The organism is Pseudoalteromonas sp. P1-16-1b (assembly GCF_001401785.1).
In the GTDB taxonomy this organism is placed as follows: domain Bacteria; phylum Pseudomonadota; class Gammaproteobacteria; order Enterobacterales; family Alteromonadaceae; genus Pseudoalteromonas; species Pseudoalteromonas undina.
Genome location: NZ_LKGQ01000034.1, coordinates 1 through 17,809, shown reverse-complemented (window position 1 = coordinate 17,809; position 17,809 = coordinate 1). Strand labels below are relative to the sequence as shown.

General features: G+C 40.8%; 16 protein-coding genes, 5 tRNA genes and 1 pseudogene. 18 read left to right on the top strand and 4 right to left on the bottom strand.

Annotated features, from left to right (window positions below):
* Positions 1 to 276: 276 nt before the first annotated feature.
* The 12 genes from AN392_RS17210 to nth all read left to right on the top strand — a co-directional run bounded on the left by AN392_RS17210 (position 277) and on the right by nth (position 9,725).
* Positions 277 to 353: transfer RNA gene (locus tag AN392_RS17210), tRNA-Asn, on the top strand.
* A gap of 21 nt (positions 354 to 374) precedes the next feature.
* A tRNA-Asn gene (locus AN392_RS17205) sits at positions 375 to 451 on the top strand.
* A 21-nt stretch (positions 452 to 472) separates the two neighbouring features.
* A tRNA-Asn gene (locus AN392_RS17200) sits at positions 473 to 549 on the top strand.
* Positions 550 to 572: 23 nt separating this feature from the next.
* Positions 573 to 649 (top strand) — tRNA-Asn (locus AN392_RS17195).
* Between the two features lie 171 nt (positions 650 to 820).
* The gene (locus AN392_RS17190; protein ID WP_055013371.1) at positions 821 to 2,764 is read left to right on the top strand and encodes a GGDEF domain-containing protein; all 1,944 of its coding nucleotides are present in this window, start codon (positions 821 to 823) and stop codon (positions 2,762 to 2,764) included.
* 244 nt (positions 2,765 to 3,008) lie between these two features.
* Entirely contained in the window at positions 3,009 to 3,590 is a 582-nt protein-coding gene (rsxA, locus tag AN392_RS17185) for an electron transport complex subunit RsxA (protein ID WP_008115244.1), read from the top strand.
* Between the two features lies 1 nt (position 3,591).
* Entirely contained in the window at positions 3,592 to 4,146 is a 555-nt protein-coding gene (gene rsxB / locus AN392_RS17180; protein WP_008115242.1) for an electron transport complex subunit RsxB, read from the top strand.
* Between the two features lie 8 nt (positions 4,147 to 4,154).
* Positions 4,155 to 6,662 carry an electron transport complex subunit RsxC gene (gene rsxC, locus AN392_RS17175; protein WP_055013370.1) on the top strand — a complete coding sequence of 836 codons (2,508 nt, stop codon included), beginning with the start codon at positions 4,155 to 4,157 and terminating at the stop codon, positions 6,660 to 6,662.
* Positions 6,659 to 7,717, top strand: a complete 1,059-nt coding sequence (rsxD, locus tag AN392_RS17170) for an electron transport complex subunit RsxD (RefSeq protein ID WP_055013369.1) — start codon at positions 6,659 to 6,661, stop codon at positions 7,715 to 7,717. Before rsxC ends, rsxD begins: the two co-directional genes overlap by 4 nt.
* Entirely contained in the window at positions 7,714 to 8,352 is a 639-nt protein-coding gene (gene rsxG / locus AN392_RS17165; RefSeq protein WP_055013368.1) for an electron transport complex subunit RsxG, read from the top strand. Before rsxD ends, rsxG begins: the two co-directional genes overlap by 4 nt.
* Entirely contained in the window at positions 8,349 to 9,047 is a 699-nt protein-coding gene (locus AN392_RS17160; RefSeq protein ID WP_010388435.1) for an electron transport complex subunit E, read from the top strand. The genes rsxG and AN392_RS17160 overlap by 4 nt, the downstream gene beginning before the upstream one ends.
* A 45-nt stretch (positions 9,048 to 9,092) precedes the next feature.
* On the top strand, positions 9,093 to 9,725 hold the full coding sequence (gene nth / locus AN392_RS17155) for an endonuclease III (protein WP_055013367.1): 633 nt from the start codon (positions 9,093 to 9,095) through the stop codon (positions 9,723 to 9,725).
* 142 nt (positions 9,726 to 9,867) lie between these two features.
* Here the strand turns inward: nth and AN392_RS17150 are convergent, their stop codons facing one another.
* Positions 9,868 to 10,230, bottom strand: a complete 363-nt coding sequence (locus tag AN392_RS17150) for a TIGR02391 family protein (RefSeq protein ID WP_055013366.1) — start codon at positions 10,228 to 10,230, stop codon at positions 9,868 to 9,870.
* Between the two features lie 148 nt (positions 10,231 to 10,378).
* Here AN392_RS17150 and AN392_RS18680 point away from each other — a divergent pair, with 148 nt between their 5' ends.
* Both AN392_RS18680 and AN392_RS17140 read left to right on the top strand, forming a co-directional pair.
* Positions 10,379 to 11,734: a DUF4041 domain-containing protein gene (locus AN392_RS18680; RefSeq protein WP_200908292.1), complete on the top strand. Its 1,356-nt coding sequence runs from the start codon at positions 10,379 to 10,381 to the stop codon at positions 11,732 to 11,734.
* A 10-nt stretch (positions 11,735 to 11,744) separates the two neighbouring features.
* Positions 11,745 to 13,007 (top strand): DUF4041 domain-containing protein, encoded by a 1,263-nt coding sequence (locus tag AN392_RS17140; protein ID WP_055013364.1) that lies wholly within the window; start codon positions 11,745 to 11,747, stop codon positions 13,005 to 13,007.
* Here the strand turns inward: AN392_RS17140 and AN392_RS18675 are convergent.
* Positions 12,993 to 13,217, bottom strand: a complete 225-nt coding sequence (locus AN392_RS18675) for a hypothetical protein (protein WP_200908293.1) — start codon at positions 13,215 to 13,217, stop codon at positions 12,993 to 12,995. The genes AN392_RS17140 and AN392_RS18675 overlap by 15 nt on opposite strands.
* Here AN392_RS18675 and AN392_RS18540 point away from each other — a divergent pair.
* From AN392_RS18540 to gloA, 4 genes and pseudogenes are all read left to right on the top strand, one after another.
* Positions 13,198 to 13,434: pseudogene (locus AN392_RS18540) on the top strand (endonuclease III); the annotation flags it as partial. The gene AN392_RS18675 and the pseudogene AN392_RS18540 sit on opposite strands and share 20 nt — an antisense overlap.
* A 222-nt stretch (positions 13,435 to 13,656) precedes the next feature.
* Positions 13,657 to 15,567 (top strand): aminotransferase class V-fold PLP-dependent enzyme, encoded by a 1,911-nt coding sequence (locus AN392_RS17130; RefSeq protein WP_055013363.1) that lies wholly within the window; start codon positions 13,657 to 13,659, stop codon positions 15,565 to 15,567.
* Positions 15,568 to 15,687: 120 nt separating this feature from the next.
* Entirely contained in the window at positions 15,688 to 16,719 is a 1,032-nt protein-coding gene (locus AN392_RS17125) for a serine hydrolase (RefSeq protein WP_055013362.1), read from the top strand.
* Between the two features lie 54 nt (positions 16,720 to 16,773).
* A complete protein-coding gene (gloA, locus tag AN392_RS17120; protein ID WP_055013361.1) occupies positions 16,774 to 17,160 on the top strand; it encodes a lactoylglutathione lyase in 387 nt (128 codons plus the stop codon).
* A gap of 49 nt (positions 17,161 to 17,209) precedes the next feature.
* Here the strand turns inward: gloA and AN392_RS17115 are convergent, their stop codons facing one another.
* Both AN392_RS17115 and AN392_RS17110 read right to left on the bottom strand, forming a co-directional pair.
* Positions 17,210 to 17,476 carry a DksA/TraR family C4-type zinc finger protein gene (locus AN392_RS17115; RefSeq protein ID WP_055013360.1) on the bottom strand — a complete coding sequence of 89 codons (267 nt, stop codon included), beginning with the start codon at positions 17,474 to 17,476 and terminating at the stop codon, positions 17,210 to 17,212.
* Positions 17,477 to 17,726: 250 nt separating this feature from the next.
* Positions 17,727 to 17,802: transfer RNA gene (locus AN392_RS17110), tRNA-Glu, on the bottom strand.
* Positions 17,803 to 17,809 lie beyond the last annotated feature (7 nt).

The window sequence follows — 17,809 nt, the reverse complement described above, 5'->3', positions numbered from 1 at the left end:
TTTAAAAATAAAGGAAATAGACCAGTTTTTTATTACTAAAAGCTACTTTTTTAAATTTTATGGCAACTTTTATTGGATAAAGATCCTTACTTGATTCAAATATTACGCTGTTTTTGTAAAACAATATCACTACGCTTTACTTAAATAGTGTTATAAAACGCGCAGATTGCACATAAAAACAACGAATAGACCTCTTTTTTGAATTTATGATCTTTTATATGTTGACACTTTGCTATGCGGTCATTAATATTTCGCCCCGTTGAAAGGCAAGACGCTTCCCCCTTAGCTCAGTTGGTTAGAGCGACGGACTGTTAATCCGCAGGTCCCCCGTTCGAGTCGGGGAGGGGGAGCCAAGTTTTTCAGCCATAAACGATTCCCCCTTAGCTCAGTTGGTTAGAGCGACGGACTGTTAATCCGCAGGTCCCCCGTTCGAGTCGGGGAGGGGGAGCCAAGTTTATGTTTATGATGTAGTTCCCCCTTAGCTCAGTTGGTTAGAGCGACGGACTGTTAATCCGCAGGTCCCCCGTTCGAGTCGGGGAGGGGGAGCCAAGTCATAAAAAGTATATTTTAGTTCCCCCTTAGCTCAGTTGGTTAGAGCGACGGACTGTTAATCCGCAGGTCCCCCGTTCGAGTCGGGGAGGGGGAGCCAATTTACTACACTTTCATAGACATCTCTTCAAATTTGCTCTACCATTTCTCTTTTAAAACAAAAACTTTTTGATTACAAAAACTAACTATTTGATAACTTTCTCTATCAAGCTATAATTATTTTAATAATCATGAGGTTGTGTCCTCCCCTTTGACATATAAAGATTAAACAATGGCAGCTTTTAAAAAACTTATTTTTATACAACTGATGGCTTGGTTGATTCTTGTGACCGCTGGCTGTTATTTTATTAGCCAAAATTTTGATAGTGCCATCGGTAAAGCTCAAAAAAATGCGCAAGCGACAGTCGAGCAATATATTAAAAACCTATCTGCAACTGACCTCTCTGCTGATAACTTAAAAAACACACTTGCAAGCAGTGAAACCTTTTCACACTTTACCTTACGTGATTATCAAGGTGCTGAAGTATTTTCAGTTAACAACGCACCGCAATTGCCTGTTATTGCCGAACTTATTCAGTCAAGCAACAACTCAGTGCGCCCTCAGTATGCCACTAATGATAACGCCGATATAAAAGTTGAATTTAAAATTAATATCACTCACTTGAGTGAGCAGTTTCAAGCTGCTTTTTTTATAATTTTAATTATTAGCACCCTACTCGCTCTAATACCTATTGCATTAATGAAAACCATAGTTAAGCACATTAATGACAATATATGTACGGACGTTGCTGATGTCATCGATATTTACATAAACCAAAATCAACTAGGCGATGACTTTGCAACTAAAATTGACTCGCCAGAGTTAGCTAAGTTAGGGAAAAGTTTAATTCCTAGCTTTAATCGTTTGTCGCACTTTTTAAAAAGTAAAAATGACAATATAAAAAATGCTGCACACACAATAAAACGTGAAGCCTACAAAGACGGTGTTACTGAGTTAGGTAATCGCAACATGTTTGTTGATTACTACGAAAAGAATATTGAAAACACCGAAGTAAGTACATTTGGCTCTTTAGCACTCGTTCGCTGTAGTGAGTTGCAGTCTATAAATCAAAGCCGCGGTTATCAAAAAGGTGATGAGTACATTAAAGCCGTTGCAGATATTATTGTCAGCATCAGTGGCACCTATTCCGGCAGCCAAGTTTTTAGAGTTAACAGCTCTGATTTTATAACAATTTTACCAAATACCCCGTTGAAAGAAGCCGAAAAATTTGGTGAGAACTTACAATCTCGCTTTACTCAATATATGCAAAACCAAGAGCTTAGCTCGGTTGCAAACACTGGTATTGTGGGGTACGAAAAATCAAAACCTTTGGGTGAGTTACTCTCTATTGTTGATAATGCAATGAGCATGGCGCAGTCTAAGCAAGCTAATGCGTGGCATGTGCAACGTGATACTGATCTAGTTAATAATGTGAGCGCAGGATTTGGTAACCAAAACTGGCGTAAAGTGATTAACGAAGTAATTGAGTCTAAAAGCGTCCATTTGGTGATCCAAAATATTATGCCTTTAGGCAAAAGCATTAAAGCCTATGCTGAAATTCAAGCCCGCTTCAAAACAGAAGAAAACCAAGCTTTGCCTACTGCTTCATTTTTAGCAATGGCTGAAAAGCTAGATATGGCTATTGAAATTGACAAGCTGATAATAGACTCATCTTTAGAAAGAATAAAATCGAGTAATTTATCTGAAAAGTATTTTGGCTTAAATATTACCCCTTCAAGCGCGCATAGCGACCAGTTTATGATTTGGTTAGAGCGCCGTTTACTTAAAGATACGCATATTGCTTCTAAGTTAATTTTTGAAGTGAGTGAATTTGGTCTTCAACAAAACATTAAAGCAAGCAAACGCTTTATTGATATGGTGCATCGCGTTGGTGCCAGAATAACTGTAGAACGCTTTGGTGTCGGGCTCACCTCATTTAAATTTTTCAGAGATTTAAAACCAGATTTTATTAAAATGGATGCAAGCTATACCCGAGGTTTAGAGGACGATAAAAACAATCAATACTTTATGCGTTTAATGGTCGACCTTGCTCATAGAATTGGCGTTAGTGTTTTTGCAGAGGGCGTTGAAAGCCAAGAAGAAAAGCATATTGTAGAAACCCTATGCCTTGATGGTGTCCAAGGTTACTATATTGAAAAGCCTAAAGACATCTAACTAATTATCCTATTTAATAATAAAAAAGAGCATTTATGCTCTTTTTTACTTTTTAAAGTGTGCTTTTATGACTGTTCAGCCGTTAAAATGCTGACAGTTTTTTAATTGCAAACTCCCTTAAATTTAACCCTTTACAATTAGCCCATTATTTAACGTTGTTTATTTAACTGATAATCACTCAACGTGTTGTTAATCGCAGTAGAAAAAAGGATAATACACGGGATTTTATTAGCGTGAGGCACACATGACAGAATACGTCTTGTTATTAATTGGAACAGTGTTAGTTAACAACTTTGTATTAGTACAATTTTTAGGCCTTTGCCCGTTTATGGGTGTATCAGGAAAACTTGATACAGCCATAGGTATGTCTTTAGCAACTACCTTTGTGCTAACGCTTGCCTCTGTGACCAGTTATTTAGTAAACGAGTATATTTTATTACCACTAGATATCACCTACCTGAAAACAATGAGCTTTATTTTAGTTATTGCAGTGGTTGTTCAATTTACTGAAATGGTTGTTAGAAAAACCAGTCCAACGCTATATCGTTTATTGGGAATATTTTTACCTTTAATAACGACTAACTGTGCAGTACTCGGTGTTGCTTTATTAAATATCAAAGAAGATCACACCTTTTTACAATCTGCCGTTTATGGGTTTGGTGCTGCAGTGGGTTTTTCATTAGTTTTAGTTTTATTTGCGGCATTACGCGAACGCCTAGCCGCAGCAGATGTTCCCACTCCATTTAAAGGTGCTTCAATCGCAATGATAACGGCAGGTTTAATGTCAATGGCCTTTATGGGTTTTACTGGATTAGTGAAGTTTTAATATGACCTTGTTGTACGCTTTAATAGCGCTGGGTTTACTGGCGTTAATTTTCGGATTAATTTTAGGATTTGCAGCCGTACGTTTTCGAGTTGAAGGTAATCCTGTAGTGGAGCAAATCGATACCATTTTGCCACAAACACAATGTGGTCAATGTGGTTATCCTGGTTGTCGCCCGTATGCAGAAGCCATTGCCAATGGCGATGAGATAAACAAGTGCCCACCCGGTGGTGATGCGACAGTTAAAAAGTTGGCTGATTTGATGGGTGTTGAGGCTAAGCCTCTAGCCGGCGGCGAACAAGCCGAGCCAGTTAAAACAGTGGCCTACATTCGCGAAGATGAATGTATTGGTTGTACCAAATGTATTCAAGCCTGCCCTGTTGATGCCATTGTTGGTGCAACCCGACAAATGCACACCGTTCTAATTGACGAATGTACAGGCTGTGACTTGTGCGTTGAACCTTGTCCGGTCGATTGTATTGACATGCTACCAGTTGCACCAACAAAACAAACTTGGAAATGGCAACTAGACGCTATTCCTGTTACCCAAATAGATTAGAGGTTTGAGTGGAAAAGTTACTTGAACAAATAAAAAAAGGCACCGTTTGGGCATTTCCTGGCGGCGTACATCCTCCGCAGCAAAAGTCATTATCTAATAATGCGCCTATTGCGCGCCTTCCTTTGCCTGAAAAACTCGTTCTACCTTTAAAGCAGCATATTGGCGCTAGCGGCAAGTTAATTGTAGAAAAAAGCCAGCACGTATTAAAAGGTCAACCATTAACTAAGCCTTCTGCTAACTGGTCGGTACCTGTGCATGCACCTACATCAGGCACTATTATTGATATTACGCCTATGCCATCAGCACACCCTTCTGCTTTGCCTGAATTAAGCATTATTATTGAACCCGATGGCAAAGATACCTGGTGTGAAATATCGCCTTTAGCAAACCCAGCCAATGCATCACACGATGAACTCGTTGATGTTATTCATAATGCGGGTATTTCTGGTATGGGAGGCGCAGGTTTTCCAACCTACGTTAAAGCAGATATTAAGCAGCCGATTGAGTTTTTAATCGTGAACGCGGTTGAGTGTGAACCTTACATCACGGCTGACGATACTTTAATGCGCGAACATGCCGCTGAAATAATCAAAGGTATTGAGCTCATGCAACAGCTGCTCAATCCTACCCTGTGTATTATTGGTATTGAAGATAATAAGCCCGAAGCTATCACAGCCATGACAGAAGCGGCGAAGCATAACGAGCATATTTTAATACAAACCGTGCCTACTGTTTATCCCTCTGGCGGTGAAAAACAGCTAATAAAACTGCTCACTAACCGTGAAGTACCAAACGGCGGTATCCCTGCTGATATCGGCATTTTAGTACATAACACAGGTACTTTATTTGCGATTCAGCAAGCCGTATACGAAGGTAAACCGTTAATTGAACGTGTTGTTACCGTTACCGGCAATACTATACATAATCCAGGTAATGTATGGGCGCTATTAGGTACTGAGATAAAACACTTACTTGATTGTCAGGGATTTTCACCTGTGCCGCAACAGCGCGTCGTTATGGGCGGCCCTATGATGGGCTTTACCTTACCCACGGTTCGTATTGGCGTTGTTAAAACAACAAACTGCATACTTGCTCCAGATCATAAAGAATTAGCAGAGCCTGGCCCAGAAAAAGCCTGTATTCGCTGTAGTGCCTGTGCAGATGCGTGCCCTGCTTCATTGTTACCACAGCAGTTACAGTGGTTTGCTAAATCAAAAGAATACGACAAACTCCAAGAACATAACTTATTTGATTGTATTGAATGTGGCGCGTGTGCCTATGTTTGCCCAAGTGAAATACCACTCGTTCAGTACTACCGCGTTGCAAAAGTTGAGATTAAAGAGCAAATTGCCGAGAAGATAAAATCTGATCGCGCTAAAGAACGATTTGATGCACGTAAAGCGCGTTTAGAGCAAGAGCAAGCTGAGCGAAAAAATCGCCATAAACGTAAACCTGCAGCTAAATCTACCGAAGAGCAGCAAAAAGTAGCCGATGCCCTTGCCCGCGTTAAAGATAAAACCAGCGATGGTGACAATAAATCAGCTGTAGCAGCGGCAATTGCGCGTGCTAAAGCTAAAAAACAAGGTGGCGAACTTGAGCCAGATAACAGTGAAGTTGCAAAAGAGCGCGCAGCACGTAAAGAGCAAGCTCGCCTTTATAAAGAGCAAAAAGCACAAAATAATGGTGATGACGAAGCTGTAGATGACAAAAAGTCAGCAGTTGCAGCCGCTATTGCCCGCGCTAAAGCCAAAAAGGCAGCACAAGCTAATGAGCAAACAGCAAGCGATGACACTGCAAGTGAATCTCCAGCTGCTGCAGATGATAAAAAAGCCGCCGTCGCTGCAGCCATTGCCCGTGCTAAAGCCAAAAAAGCAGCACAAACTAATGAGGAAACAGCAAGCGATGACACTGCAAGTGAATCACCCGTCGCTGCCGGTGATAAAAAAGCCGCCGTCGCTGCCGCTATTGCCCGTGCTAAAGCCAAAAAAGCAGCACAAGCAAATGAGCAGGCAGCAAGTGATGACACTGCAAGTGAATCTCCAGTTGCTGCCGATGATAAAAAAGCTGCCGTCGCTGCAGCCATCGCCCGTGCTAAAGCTAAAAAGGCAGCGCAAGCTGCTGAGCAAACACCAAACGATGACATAGCAAGTGAATCTCCAGTTGCTGCAGATGATAAAAAAGCCGCCGTTGCTGCCGCCATTGCCCGCGCTAAAGCTAAAAAGGCAGCGCAAGCTAATGAGCAAACAGCAAGCGATGACACTGCAAGTGAATCTCCAGTTGCTGCCGATGATAAAAAAGCTGCCGTCGCTGCAGCCATTGCCCGCGCTAAAGCCAAAAAAGCAGCGCAAGCTGATGAATTAGCAAAACAAAGTGAAAACACTGAGCCACAAGGCAACGATGAACCTTCAGAAGGTTCACAACAAACAGCTCAAGAAAAAAAGAAAGCCGCCGTAGCCGCCGCTATTGCTCGCGCTAAAGCTAAAAAGCAACAAAAAGAAGGAAATGATCAGTCATGAAACTAACCATGGCCAGTTCACCCCATAATCATAGTCACAAATCTGTGACACGGTTAATGTTAACTGTAATTGCGGCTTGTATTCCTGGTGTTATTGCGCAAGTTGTATTTTTTGGCACCGGTGTCCTTATCCAATTATTATTGGCGTTAGTGTGTGTAAGCGCGTTTGAAGCAGCCGTTATGTTAATGCGTAAGCGCCCTATTTGGCCTGCATTAAGCGATGGCAGTGCATGGCTTACCGGTGTGTTATTGGCAATAAGTATTCCGCCTTTAGCGCCTTGGTGGATTATTGTTATAGGGTGTTTGTTTGCCATAGTTATTGTTAAACAGCTATATGGTGGTTTAGGGTTTAATTTATTTAACCCTGCAATGGCAGCCTATGTGCTTTTATTAGTGTCGTTCCCTGTGCAAATGACTGCTTGGTTACCCGTTACAGAATTACTTAATACGGGTATTACTTTTAGCCAGCAGTTAAGCTTAATCTTTAGCGACTTTACCACGTTAGGATACAGCTTAGATCAGCTCCGAGTAGGAATAGACGGCAGCACAATGGCTACCCCACTTGATACCTTAAAAACAGATATTGCTCACGGACTAACAGTGACAGAGAGCATGCAAAAGAGCGTATTTAATGAGTGGACTGGCCTAGGTTGGGGATGGGTTAACTTAGCCTTCTTACTCGGCGGCCTTTACCTGTTAAAAACAAAAGTAATTAACTGGCATATACCAGTGAGTTTTATTGCAAGCTTAAGCTTATGCGCAGCAATTGCTTATATTGCCTCGCCAGGTACAGAGCCTGGTGTGGTGTTTCACTTGTTTAGTGGTGCAACTATGCTGGGGGCCTTTTTTATCGCCACCGATCCTGTATCAGCTGCAACCACCAATCGAGGTCGCCTTATTTATGGTGCAGCAATTGGTTTAATTGTGTATTTAATTCGCACCTTTGGTGGTTTTCCTGATGCAGTTGCATTTGGGGTGTTGCTAATAAACATAGCGGTACCGCTAATCGATTACTATACACAACCAAGAACCTATGGCCATGGAGCAGTAAAATGATTATTTCTTCAATGGTAAAAAATGGCGCAATATTGTGTGGGTTTGCGTTACTAACAACTGGACTCGTTGCCACAATTAATACACTTACCGCTGATAAAATTGCAGAGCAAGAGCAGTTGCAGTTAACTAATCAGCTTCAAGAAGTATTGCCGCATTCCAAATACAGCAATGAGCTATCGCAAGATTGTGTAATTATATCTGATCCATTACTAGGGCCATACGATAACCAAGTTATTTATCGTGCCCGAAAAGATAACGAACCTGTGGCATTAGTCATTCGTCATGTCACCCCTAGCGGCTACAGTGGTGATATAAACTTACTCAGTGCAGTATATCGCGATGGTACCATTGCGGGTGTAAGGGTAACCAAACATGAAGAAACACCAGGTTTAGGTGATAAAGTTGAAATAAAAAAATCAGACTGGATCACCACATTTAATGCAAAAACAGTACAAAGCGAAAGCGACGATCGTTGGGCTGTTAAAAAAGACGGCGGCCAGTTTGACCAGTTTACTGGCGCTACAATTACACCTCGTGCCGTTGTAGGCTCAGTCAAAAACGCGGTACTTTATGCACAAGATAACTTTGATGCTCTGTTCACAGCAGCAAACGCATGCCCAGAGGTAACGCCATGAGCGAATTAAAAACCCTTTACAAAGAAGGCTTATGGGGAAATAACCCCGCCTTGGTACAGTTATTAGGTTTATGCCCTTTACTCGCTGTTACCTCTACAATTACTAATGCGCTAGGTTTAGGCTTAGCAACCTTATTGGTATTAGTGGGCTCTAATATTACCGTATCAATAGTGCGTAACTGGGTACCTAAAGATATTAGAATACCTGTGTTTGTGATGATTATTGCCGGTTTTGTAACAATTGTGCAGCTGTTAATGAACGCTTACACTTTTGGCCTTTACCAATCTTTAGGGATTTTCATTCCGTTAATTGTAACCAACTGCGCCATTATTGGCCGTGCAGAAGCGTTTGCCTCAAAAAATCCAGTGCACTTATCCGCCTTTGATGGCTTGATGATGGGCTTAGGCTTTATGTTGGTTCTGGTTGTACTTGGCGCTATGCGAGAGCTGGTTGGACAAGGCACATTATTTGATGGTGCCGATTTATTACTCGGGCCTTGGGCTGCTATATTGCGCATTGAGGTGTTTAGCTTTGATAGCCAGTTTTTACTGGCCATTTTACCACCGGGCGCATTCTTAGGGCTTGGTCTGCTGATTGCCGCTAAAAATGTAATTGATGCACAAATAAAATCAAAACAAGTCGCACCGCCAGAAGCTGAAAAAGGCCCTAGAGCGCGTGTAACTAGCTTAACTTAAGGGGAAAACGCATTAACCTAATAAAGCTAATGCGTTTTAAGTTATATGAATAAAGAAAAACGTCACCAAATACTTACTCGCTTACGCGACGACAATCCACATCCTGAAACGGAGCTTGAATATTCAAGCCCATTTGAGTTGTTAGTTGCCGTTACGCTCTCAGCACAAGCCACCGATGTTGGGGTAAATAAAGCCACTCGTAAATTATTTCCGGTTGCTAATACACCACAAGCCATTTTAGATATTGGCCACGACACACTACGTGATTACATAAAAACCATCGGCTTATTTAATTCAAAAGCAGCCAATGTATATAAAATGTGCCAAATATTGGTAGATCAGCATAACGGTGAAGTGCCTGAGAATCGTGAAGCCCTAGAAGCCCTGCCTGGCGTTGGTCGTAAAACTGCTAATGTAGTACTGAACACTGCTTTTGGCTGGCCGACAATTGCAGTTGATACGCATATTTTCCGTGTTTCTAACCGTACTAAACTTGCCATGGGTAAAGACGTTGTAGCGGTTGAGCAAAAGCTCGAAAAAGTGATCCCCAAAGAATTCAAAGTCGATGTACACCACTGGCTCATTTTACATGGTCGTTATACTTGCGTGGCGCGTAAGCCTAAGTGCGGCAGCTGTATTATTGAAGACTTGTGTGAGTTTAAAGAGAAAACAGAGTAATTAAAGCCTGCTTTGTGCCACAAGCGGACATTTGTAACGCCGCTATAAAAGACACGCGTTAGCGCGTCCAGTGGAGGCCGTTTTTTGGCCGGAACGATTTTTGATAGCCTTGTTAACACGGGTGTTACACACAATTTTAGCTTTAATGGGCATTGTCTAGCTTCCTGTGAATAAATGATACCGTTGACAAAATATCCAGTGCATCTAGCTCACTCATGGGCCACGATGTTTTTGGCGCATGAGCTACAGGATTCCTAACTGCGCCAAACAACCCTACAATCATATTGCTAAAGCCTTTTTGTTCACTGATTTCTGTATCTGTTATCAGAGCGTTTATCTTTAAGATTGGGTGCTTAACAGAAAGTGCGGTATTAAATAGATCTGCGCCATCTGTTGTTAAAGATGACATATTGCGAATTCGTTCTGCAATACCCTTTACGGCTTCAAGGACAGCATGAAAGTAATTTTCATCGACTAGTTCAGCCCGACAATAATTGAAAACCACTACACGTTAATAAATGTAAAAGCTGAGCATGTTGATATGGTAATTATGGTTTGGATTTCGACAAAAGTACGATTAAGGAAGTTACTGGTCGGAGGTAGTGTTGAATATATTCCATACAAAAGATAAGGTAATCCAAAAGCATAATAAAATGAAGGGAAATATGATTGAGGGAATAGACATACACGTTTACTTATGGGCGCTATTTTGCGGAGCCATAATTGTTCTCGCCATCAAAGCGAAATCTAATCACACGAAACGAATTGAACAAATTGCTGAAATTCAACGTCAAAAGGAAAACCTTGAAAAGGAATCTGTTGAAAATCAGGTTGCCAAACTTGAAGGTGAGTTAGAAGAAGTGAAAAGGAAAATCACTTCTGGTCAAGAACATTTTAAAACACTCGAGGAATCCACTGAGAAGCTTGAGCTAGAGAGACAATATATCGAAGTTGGGTTACTGCCACCTGTTTATAGCTTTGATGACAGAGAGGAACTTAAAGCTCAAATCAATAAATGTTATGCGGATCAGTATCGTGTCATAAGCAGAGGCCTGGCAACAGACGCATACTCAAAATGGGAATGGTTTGGCTGCGAAAAAACTGGTGCACGAATGGTCGAAGATTACCGATATCTTTCGCTCAAAGCATTCAATGCAGAATTTGATGCCATACGAAAAACAATGCGCCATTCAACTTATGATACGGCGGTTAATAAACTACATCGTGTAAACGAACAACTTGGTAAACTGGGCGAGACGGCTAATGTAACCATCTCAGTAGAATTCTTTAATTTGAAAATCAATGAGTTAAACGCTTGGCATCGAGAACTTTTATACAGAGAAAGACAGAAAGCGGAGAGGAAAAAACAACAAGCTATCCTCCGTGAGCAAAATAATCAATCCGGAGATGAAGCCGATGACCTTGAAGACGAAATATCTTACCGGAGCTCTGATCTGAAAAAAGCCCAAGCCTTAGCTTTAAAACTGCAAGGGGCAAGCGCTAAAGTCATGGAAGAAAGAATCCAAAAGATGAAATCTGAAATTGCCAAGTTAGAAAATAAATTTCAACGCGCAACCTCGCAAGCACAGATCACAAAGGTCGGCTACATATATGTCATTTCAAACCTAGGTAGTTTTGGAGAGGGTGTTGTTAAAATCGGAATGACTCGTAGACTCGAACCGATGGATCGCATTAATGAACTCGGTGACGCAAGCGTACCGTTTAAATTTGATGTGCACACGATGGCATTTGTGCAGAATGCTCCAGAAATAGAGAAGAAACTTCATAGAAAGTTTGACGAACAACGAGTGAATGTGGAAAACAATCGAAAGGAGTTTTTCAAGGTAAGCCCCCAGCAAGTAAAAGCTGCAATGGACGAACTGAATGTGTCAAGCGACTGGTACTTTGATGTAGAAGCCAAGGAATACAGAGAAAGTATTTTGATTCGTGAAGCAATGAACAAGCAATCGCACGAAAACCTAACTGGGTCAATTCCGGCATCAATATAAGGACATAACCATGCTCATAACAATTATATTATTCATTTGTGCATTAGGTGCATTTTTCTTGTGGAGGAAATCATGCGCAGCGCTTGAAATGGTCGAAGCAGATGGTAAGAAAGTTAGAGATGCGTACTTCCCTGTATCGAGGGCAGAAGACAAGCTAAAACAAATTAAAGAGAAATATTCAGACTTACAGATAAAGTACAATAAAACATTCAGTAGACTACGTGACAACAAAAAAAAGCTTTCATTGTACAACCTTGGCGTGGGTACCTCTGATGATACTTCTTACGCATTTATATCGGAAACGAAAGAAGTCAGAAAAATTGAAGCAAAACTTGCTCAAGTTAAAGAAGACTTAAAGGAAATGGTAAAAAACAAAACAGCTTGTATCTGCAGTATGAGTAAAGACGTAAGAGTTAATGGTCGCAAAGCTGGCGCTACAAAACTATTCAATCGTGAAATAAAACTCCGGATCCGCTGTTTAGATAATGAGTTTAAAGCGGCATGTTCAATGGTTGATTGGAACAACATCAATAGGCTATCTCAACGCGCCCGTGAAACATTCGACGATATAAACAACTCAGGCCGTATAGTTAAGACGCAATTGTCTGAAAGTTATTTCAGGTTAAAGAATAAAGAGCTCCTACTAACATATGAATTGAACCAGATCAAAGCTGACATCAAAGAAGAACAACGTGAGGAAGCACGTATAGCAAAAGAAGCAGAGCGAGAAGAAAAGCGTATAATTGATGCTGCGAATAAAGCTAGGAAAGATCGTGAGATTATGGAGAAGCTGGTTGCGCAGGAGTTGAGCAAACTAGAGTCCAGCTCTGATGAGCAAAAGGAACTGTACGAGCTGCACAAATTGGAACTGGAAGTGTTGAAGAAAAGAGAGGTTCGCGCACAATCGCTCGCTCAACAAACACGAGCTGGTTACGTTTATATAATCTCTAATAGAGTGTCATTTGGGGAGGGGATGGTAAAAATTGGCATGACTCGAAGAGCAGATCCAGATGAGAGAGTCAAAGAACTCGGAGATGCTTCTGTACCAGAACTGTTTGATGTCCACGCATATATATATTCGGAAGATGCCCCCAGTTTAGAGAAATTTCTACATAACGAATTCAGCAAACAAAGAGTCAACCTAGTAAATCATCGCAAAGAGTTCTTTAAAGTGGATGTTCAAAGCGTTGTTAAGGCACTCGATAATTACCAAGAAGATTACGAGATCGAATTGGAGCCGCATAAAGACACTGACACGTTAGCAGTGGCATAGTGGCAAGCTGCTGTGGTAGCTTTTGTATTGCGCTAGCAAGGCGTTACCAACATCTTTCTCTAGCACAGAGCGGTTCTTCGGCTCTAACACGTTTTTGTCCAAAAACGAGTTTACCTGACCGTCTGCTTCTCGCTCAAAGCAGCTTGCAAAAGAAAGTATTTTCGTTCTACGTTCATTATATTTTGGCTGACCCACAATCGATGTCGACACGCATATTTTCCGTGTATCTAACCGTACTAAACTTGCCATGGATTAAGACGTGGTTGCGGTTGAGCAAAAACTCGAAAAAGTGATCCCCAAAGAGTTCAAAGTCGATGTACTCCACTGGCTCATTTTACATGGTCGCTATACCTTTGTTACCCGAAAACCTAAGTGTGGTAGCTGTATTATTAAAGACTTGTGTGAGTTTAAAGGTAAAACTGAATAACTATATGGCGAGTGCTCTTCGATCAACACGTACAATTTCCTAATGCAGGTGCCTAACTTTGGCACCTTGCACTTTCTTATACTGCAAATTAATTAAATAAACGCTTATATCTGCACCCGAACTAAAAGCAGTTATTGGCACATTTTCAAAGTATTAATTTCACAAGTATCATTCCTTTAGTTATGCTACTGAGCATAAATAAAATTATAGTGCGGACCCTCTATGTTACCCTTACTTCGTATATTGTTAATTGAGCAAGACCCCAGCATCTTAAAAGAGCTTTCAACGAATTTGTCAAAAACAATTGCTAATTTTGAGCGAAGCGATATTCATATTGATATTATCGAACGTCTTGAACTTAAAGAAGCGCTTGAGTGTGTTGAAGAAGATGGCGATATTCAAGCTGTTGTACTTAGTTGGGATGTGCAAAATAAAGTAGGCGAGAAAATGTATAGCCGCTTTATCGAGCAACTAAAGAGGATCCGCCTTGAGTTACCCGTTTATGTTATTGGTGATGATACAAAAGGGCTAGAAATCGTTAATGAGTCGGAGGAGATTGAGTCTTTCTTCTTCAAAGATGAAGTAATCTCAGACCCTGAAGCAATTTTAGGTTATATGATAAACGATTTCGATGATCGCTCAGAAACCCCATTTTGGACGGCGTATCGCCGGTATGTTGGCGAGTCGAATGATTCATGGCACACTCCAGGACATAGTGGCGGTTCTAGCTTTAGAAATTCTCCTTATATTAAAGATTTTTATCAGTTTTATGGCCGTAATGTTTTCGTGGGTGACTTGTCGGTGTCAGTCGATTCGTTAGGCTCATTATCAGATAGCACCAATACCATTGGCCGTGCCCAAGAGTCAGCTGCGGCAACGTTTGAAGTGAAACATACCTATTTTGTTACCAACGGGTCATCTACCTCAAATAAAATCATCTTGCAGACACTGCTTCGCAAGGGCGATAAAGTGATTATTGACCGTAATTGCCATAAATCTGTGCACTACGGCATTTTGCAATCAGCCAGTTTACCCATTTATTTGTCGAGTATTTTAAATCCTAAATATGGGATTTTTGCGCCACCGTCATTGGCTGATATAAAACAAGCAATAGAACAAAATACCGATGCAAAATTACTGGTTCTCACCGGTTGTACTTACGATGGCCTACTGAGCGACCTCAAACAGGTAGTAGAATTTGCTCATCAGCATGGTATTAAGGTGTTTATCGACGAAGCGTGGTTTGCTTACTCGCTGTTTCATCCAAGCTTACGTTACTATTCCGCCATTCATGCTGGCGCTGATTATGTTACTCATTCAGCGCATAAAGTGGTATCGGCGTTTTCTCAGGCGTCTTATATTCATGTTAACGATCCTGATTTTGATGCTGATTTCTTTCGCGAGATTTACAGTATTTATGCCAGTACATCGCCGAAATATCAGCTTATCGCGTCGCTTGATGTGTGCCAAAAGCAATTGGAGATGGAAGGCTATAAGTTACTCAATGCTTTGTTGAACCATGTGGAAGAATTTAAACAACAGATGGCTTCACTCAAACAAATTAAAGTGCTTGGTAAACAAGATTTTATGGAAATATTTCCACACTTTAGTGGTGATAACATGGGTCACGATCCGCTAAAAATTCTCATCGACATTAGCGAATTACCCTATTCATTAAAAGATATTCATAAATATCTTCTCGATGAAATTGGCCTAGAAATAGAAAAATACACCCACAGTACCATTTTGGTGTTACTGACTCTTGGCGGCACGCGTTCGAAGATCATTCGTTTATACAATGCGTTGAAAAAACTCGATAGTGGCAAGGTAAAACTAGCCACATCGACGCGACGTTCTCGCTTACCGGAAAACCTACCAGCTATAGACTTAGCCTGTATTCCAAGCGAAGCTTTTTATGGCGAGCGCGAATCGGTACCTATTAGCAAAAGTAACAACCGCATTTGCGCCGGTTTAGTTACGCCCTACCCGCCAGGCATTCCGCTTTTGGTTCCGGGGCAACATATTACACAAGAGCATGTAGACTATCTTAAGGAGCTTGCAGGACAAGGATTAACAATTCAAGGCAGTTTTGATGGCGAAATCTATGTTCTTAAGGGCAAAGCTAATAAGTAAAAAGTATATTTTAATAGAGTTGAACTCCTTATAACTAAACAGCAATATCACATGATATTGCTGTTTAGTAGAATAAAGAGCTGATCCTCACACTCCAAAAATAAATGAGACCAGAATGCAATGATACAGTTGAAGAACAAAAAGGCGCTCACGCTTCTGCGCGTTGCAGCTCTCATTGTTACTCTTACTAGCATATACATTTTTGCCCCTTGGCAGTTTGCTTTATATTACTTTCACCCACTGCCCGCTAACGTTCAAGCACAAACACAAGAGGCTATTGAACAAGGAATTGATGGCATTATTGTTTATATTCATAAACAAGGACAGCAACCTGAATATTTTGCAAATGGTTGGCATGATCGAGAGCAAAAAATACCCGCATACCCTAATGCACTTTTTAAAATTGGCAGCATTCGAAAGTTATATGATGCAGCAGCTTTAACTAAGCTTGCAGCCATTGGACGTATTGAAATAGATAAAACACTGGCTGATTATCTTCCATCATTAATTGGGCGCATTGAAAACGCAGATAAAATTACATTGCGAATGATGGTAAAACACAAAAGTGGCATACCCAATTACACAGACACCGATAATTTTGATTGGTCAATCACCTACCCTGATCCACTTGCATTAGTGCTCGATGAACCCGCGGACTTTAGCCCTGATGCTGATTATGGCTATTCTAATACTAATTATTTGTTGCTGAGAAAAATTATGTCTAACGTACTGGGTTATGATCACAACCAATATATTAAAGATGAAATTTTAACGCCACTGGGCCTAACGAACACGTTTTCATCAGTGCATGAAATAAATTTAGTAGATTTGATGAGTGGTTACTACGTAGGTTATGAGAATGATTTTAAAGCACTCGATCAAGGCTATGTGGCTACCGCACAAGATATAGGCGACTTTCTTATTGCTTTAAACAAAGGCGCTTTTTTCGACGAACAAGAGCAAGCTTTGTATACATCGCTTTATAAGTATGAACACACGGGTTGGGTATTAGGGTATTCAAGCATTGCTCGTTATTATAAGGATATCGATACGGTCGTTGTACAGTTTATAAATACTAATGGCGATGATACTGTGATGCTCACAGAAATAATTTATAATCGGATTATTGATATTTTAACAGCGCAGCGGTAGTCGTTATAAAATGGCTGCGTTATCAAAATTTATGTGAATTTTAAGAGGGTTTAAATGCGTTTACTACACACCATGTTACGGGTTGCTGATCTAGATAAATCAATTGCGTTTTATACTCAAGTGCTCGGTATGAAAGAGTTACGCCGTGCTGATAACGAAGAGTACCGCTACACCCTCGCCTTTGTAGGATACGGTGATGAAACTGACACGACAGTACTTGAACTAACCTATAACTGGGATACCGACAGCTACGATTTAGGTAATGCCTATGGTCATATCGCCATTGAGTTTGATGATATTTATAAAGCCTGTGAAGATATTAAGGGCGCTGGTGGTAACGTTAGCCGTGAACCAGGACCAGTAAAGGGTGGTACAACAGAAATTGCGTTTGTAAAAGATCCAGATGGCTACTCAATTGAACTTATTCAGAAAAAATCATAAATAATCACGGGTAGTATTTTACCCATAAAAAAAGGTGCCTTGAGCACCTTTATCGTAATTGACTATCTTTACTGCCACGGCGATTAAACGCGTTAGCATTACTTGGTAGCCCTTCTAATTCCGCTTGGCATGAAATACAGTAGCGCACGCCTGGTAATGCTAACCTTCTTGCCTGTGGTATTCTCTCGTCACACTCATCACAAAGCTCAGCGCTCGCTCCTGAGATTAGGTTACTTCTTGCGTATTGCACTGCATCATTAACACTTGCATCTATTTGATCTTGAATTGCGCCATCTCGCGCCCATCCACTTGCCATAAATCCTCCTCATTTTTTGGAAGTTTTATGTAGATTAACAAGTAGAATATTTATAAGCCCTGAATAAAAAACACAGATACTTTTAATTAAGTCTTTTGAGGTTGAACAATACTTGAGTGAATATCGTGACTCTAGGCTTTGATAAACCTAAATATTTAATTTAGAGAGGTATTTTATAGACGAACGTAAGAAGTGCTTGAACAGAAAGTTTTTTATCTTAATAACACATACCTACTTTAGAAAAAGTAAGTGGCGTCCCCAAGGGGATTCGAACCCCTGTTACCGCCGTGAAAGGGCGGTGTCCTAGGCCTCTAGACGATGGGGACACTAAAA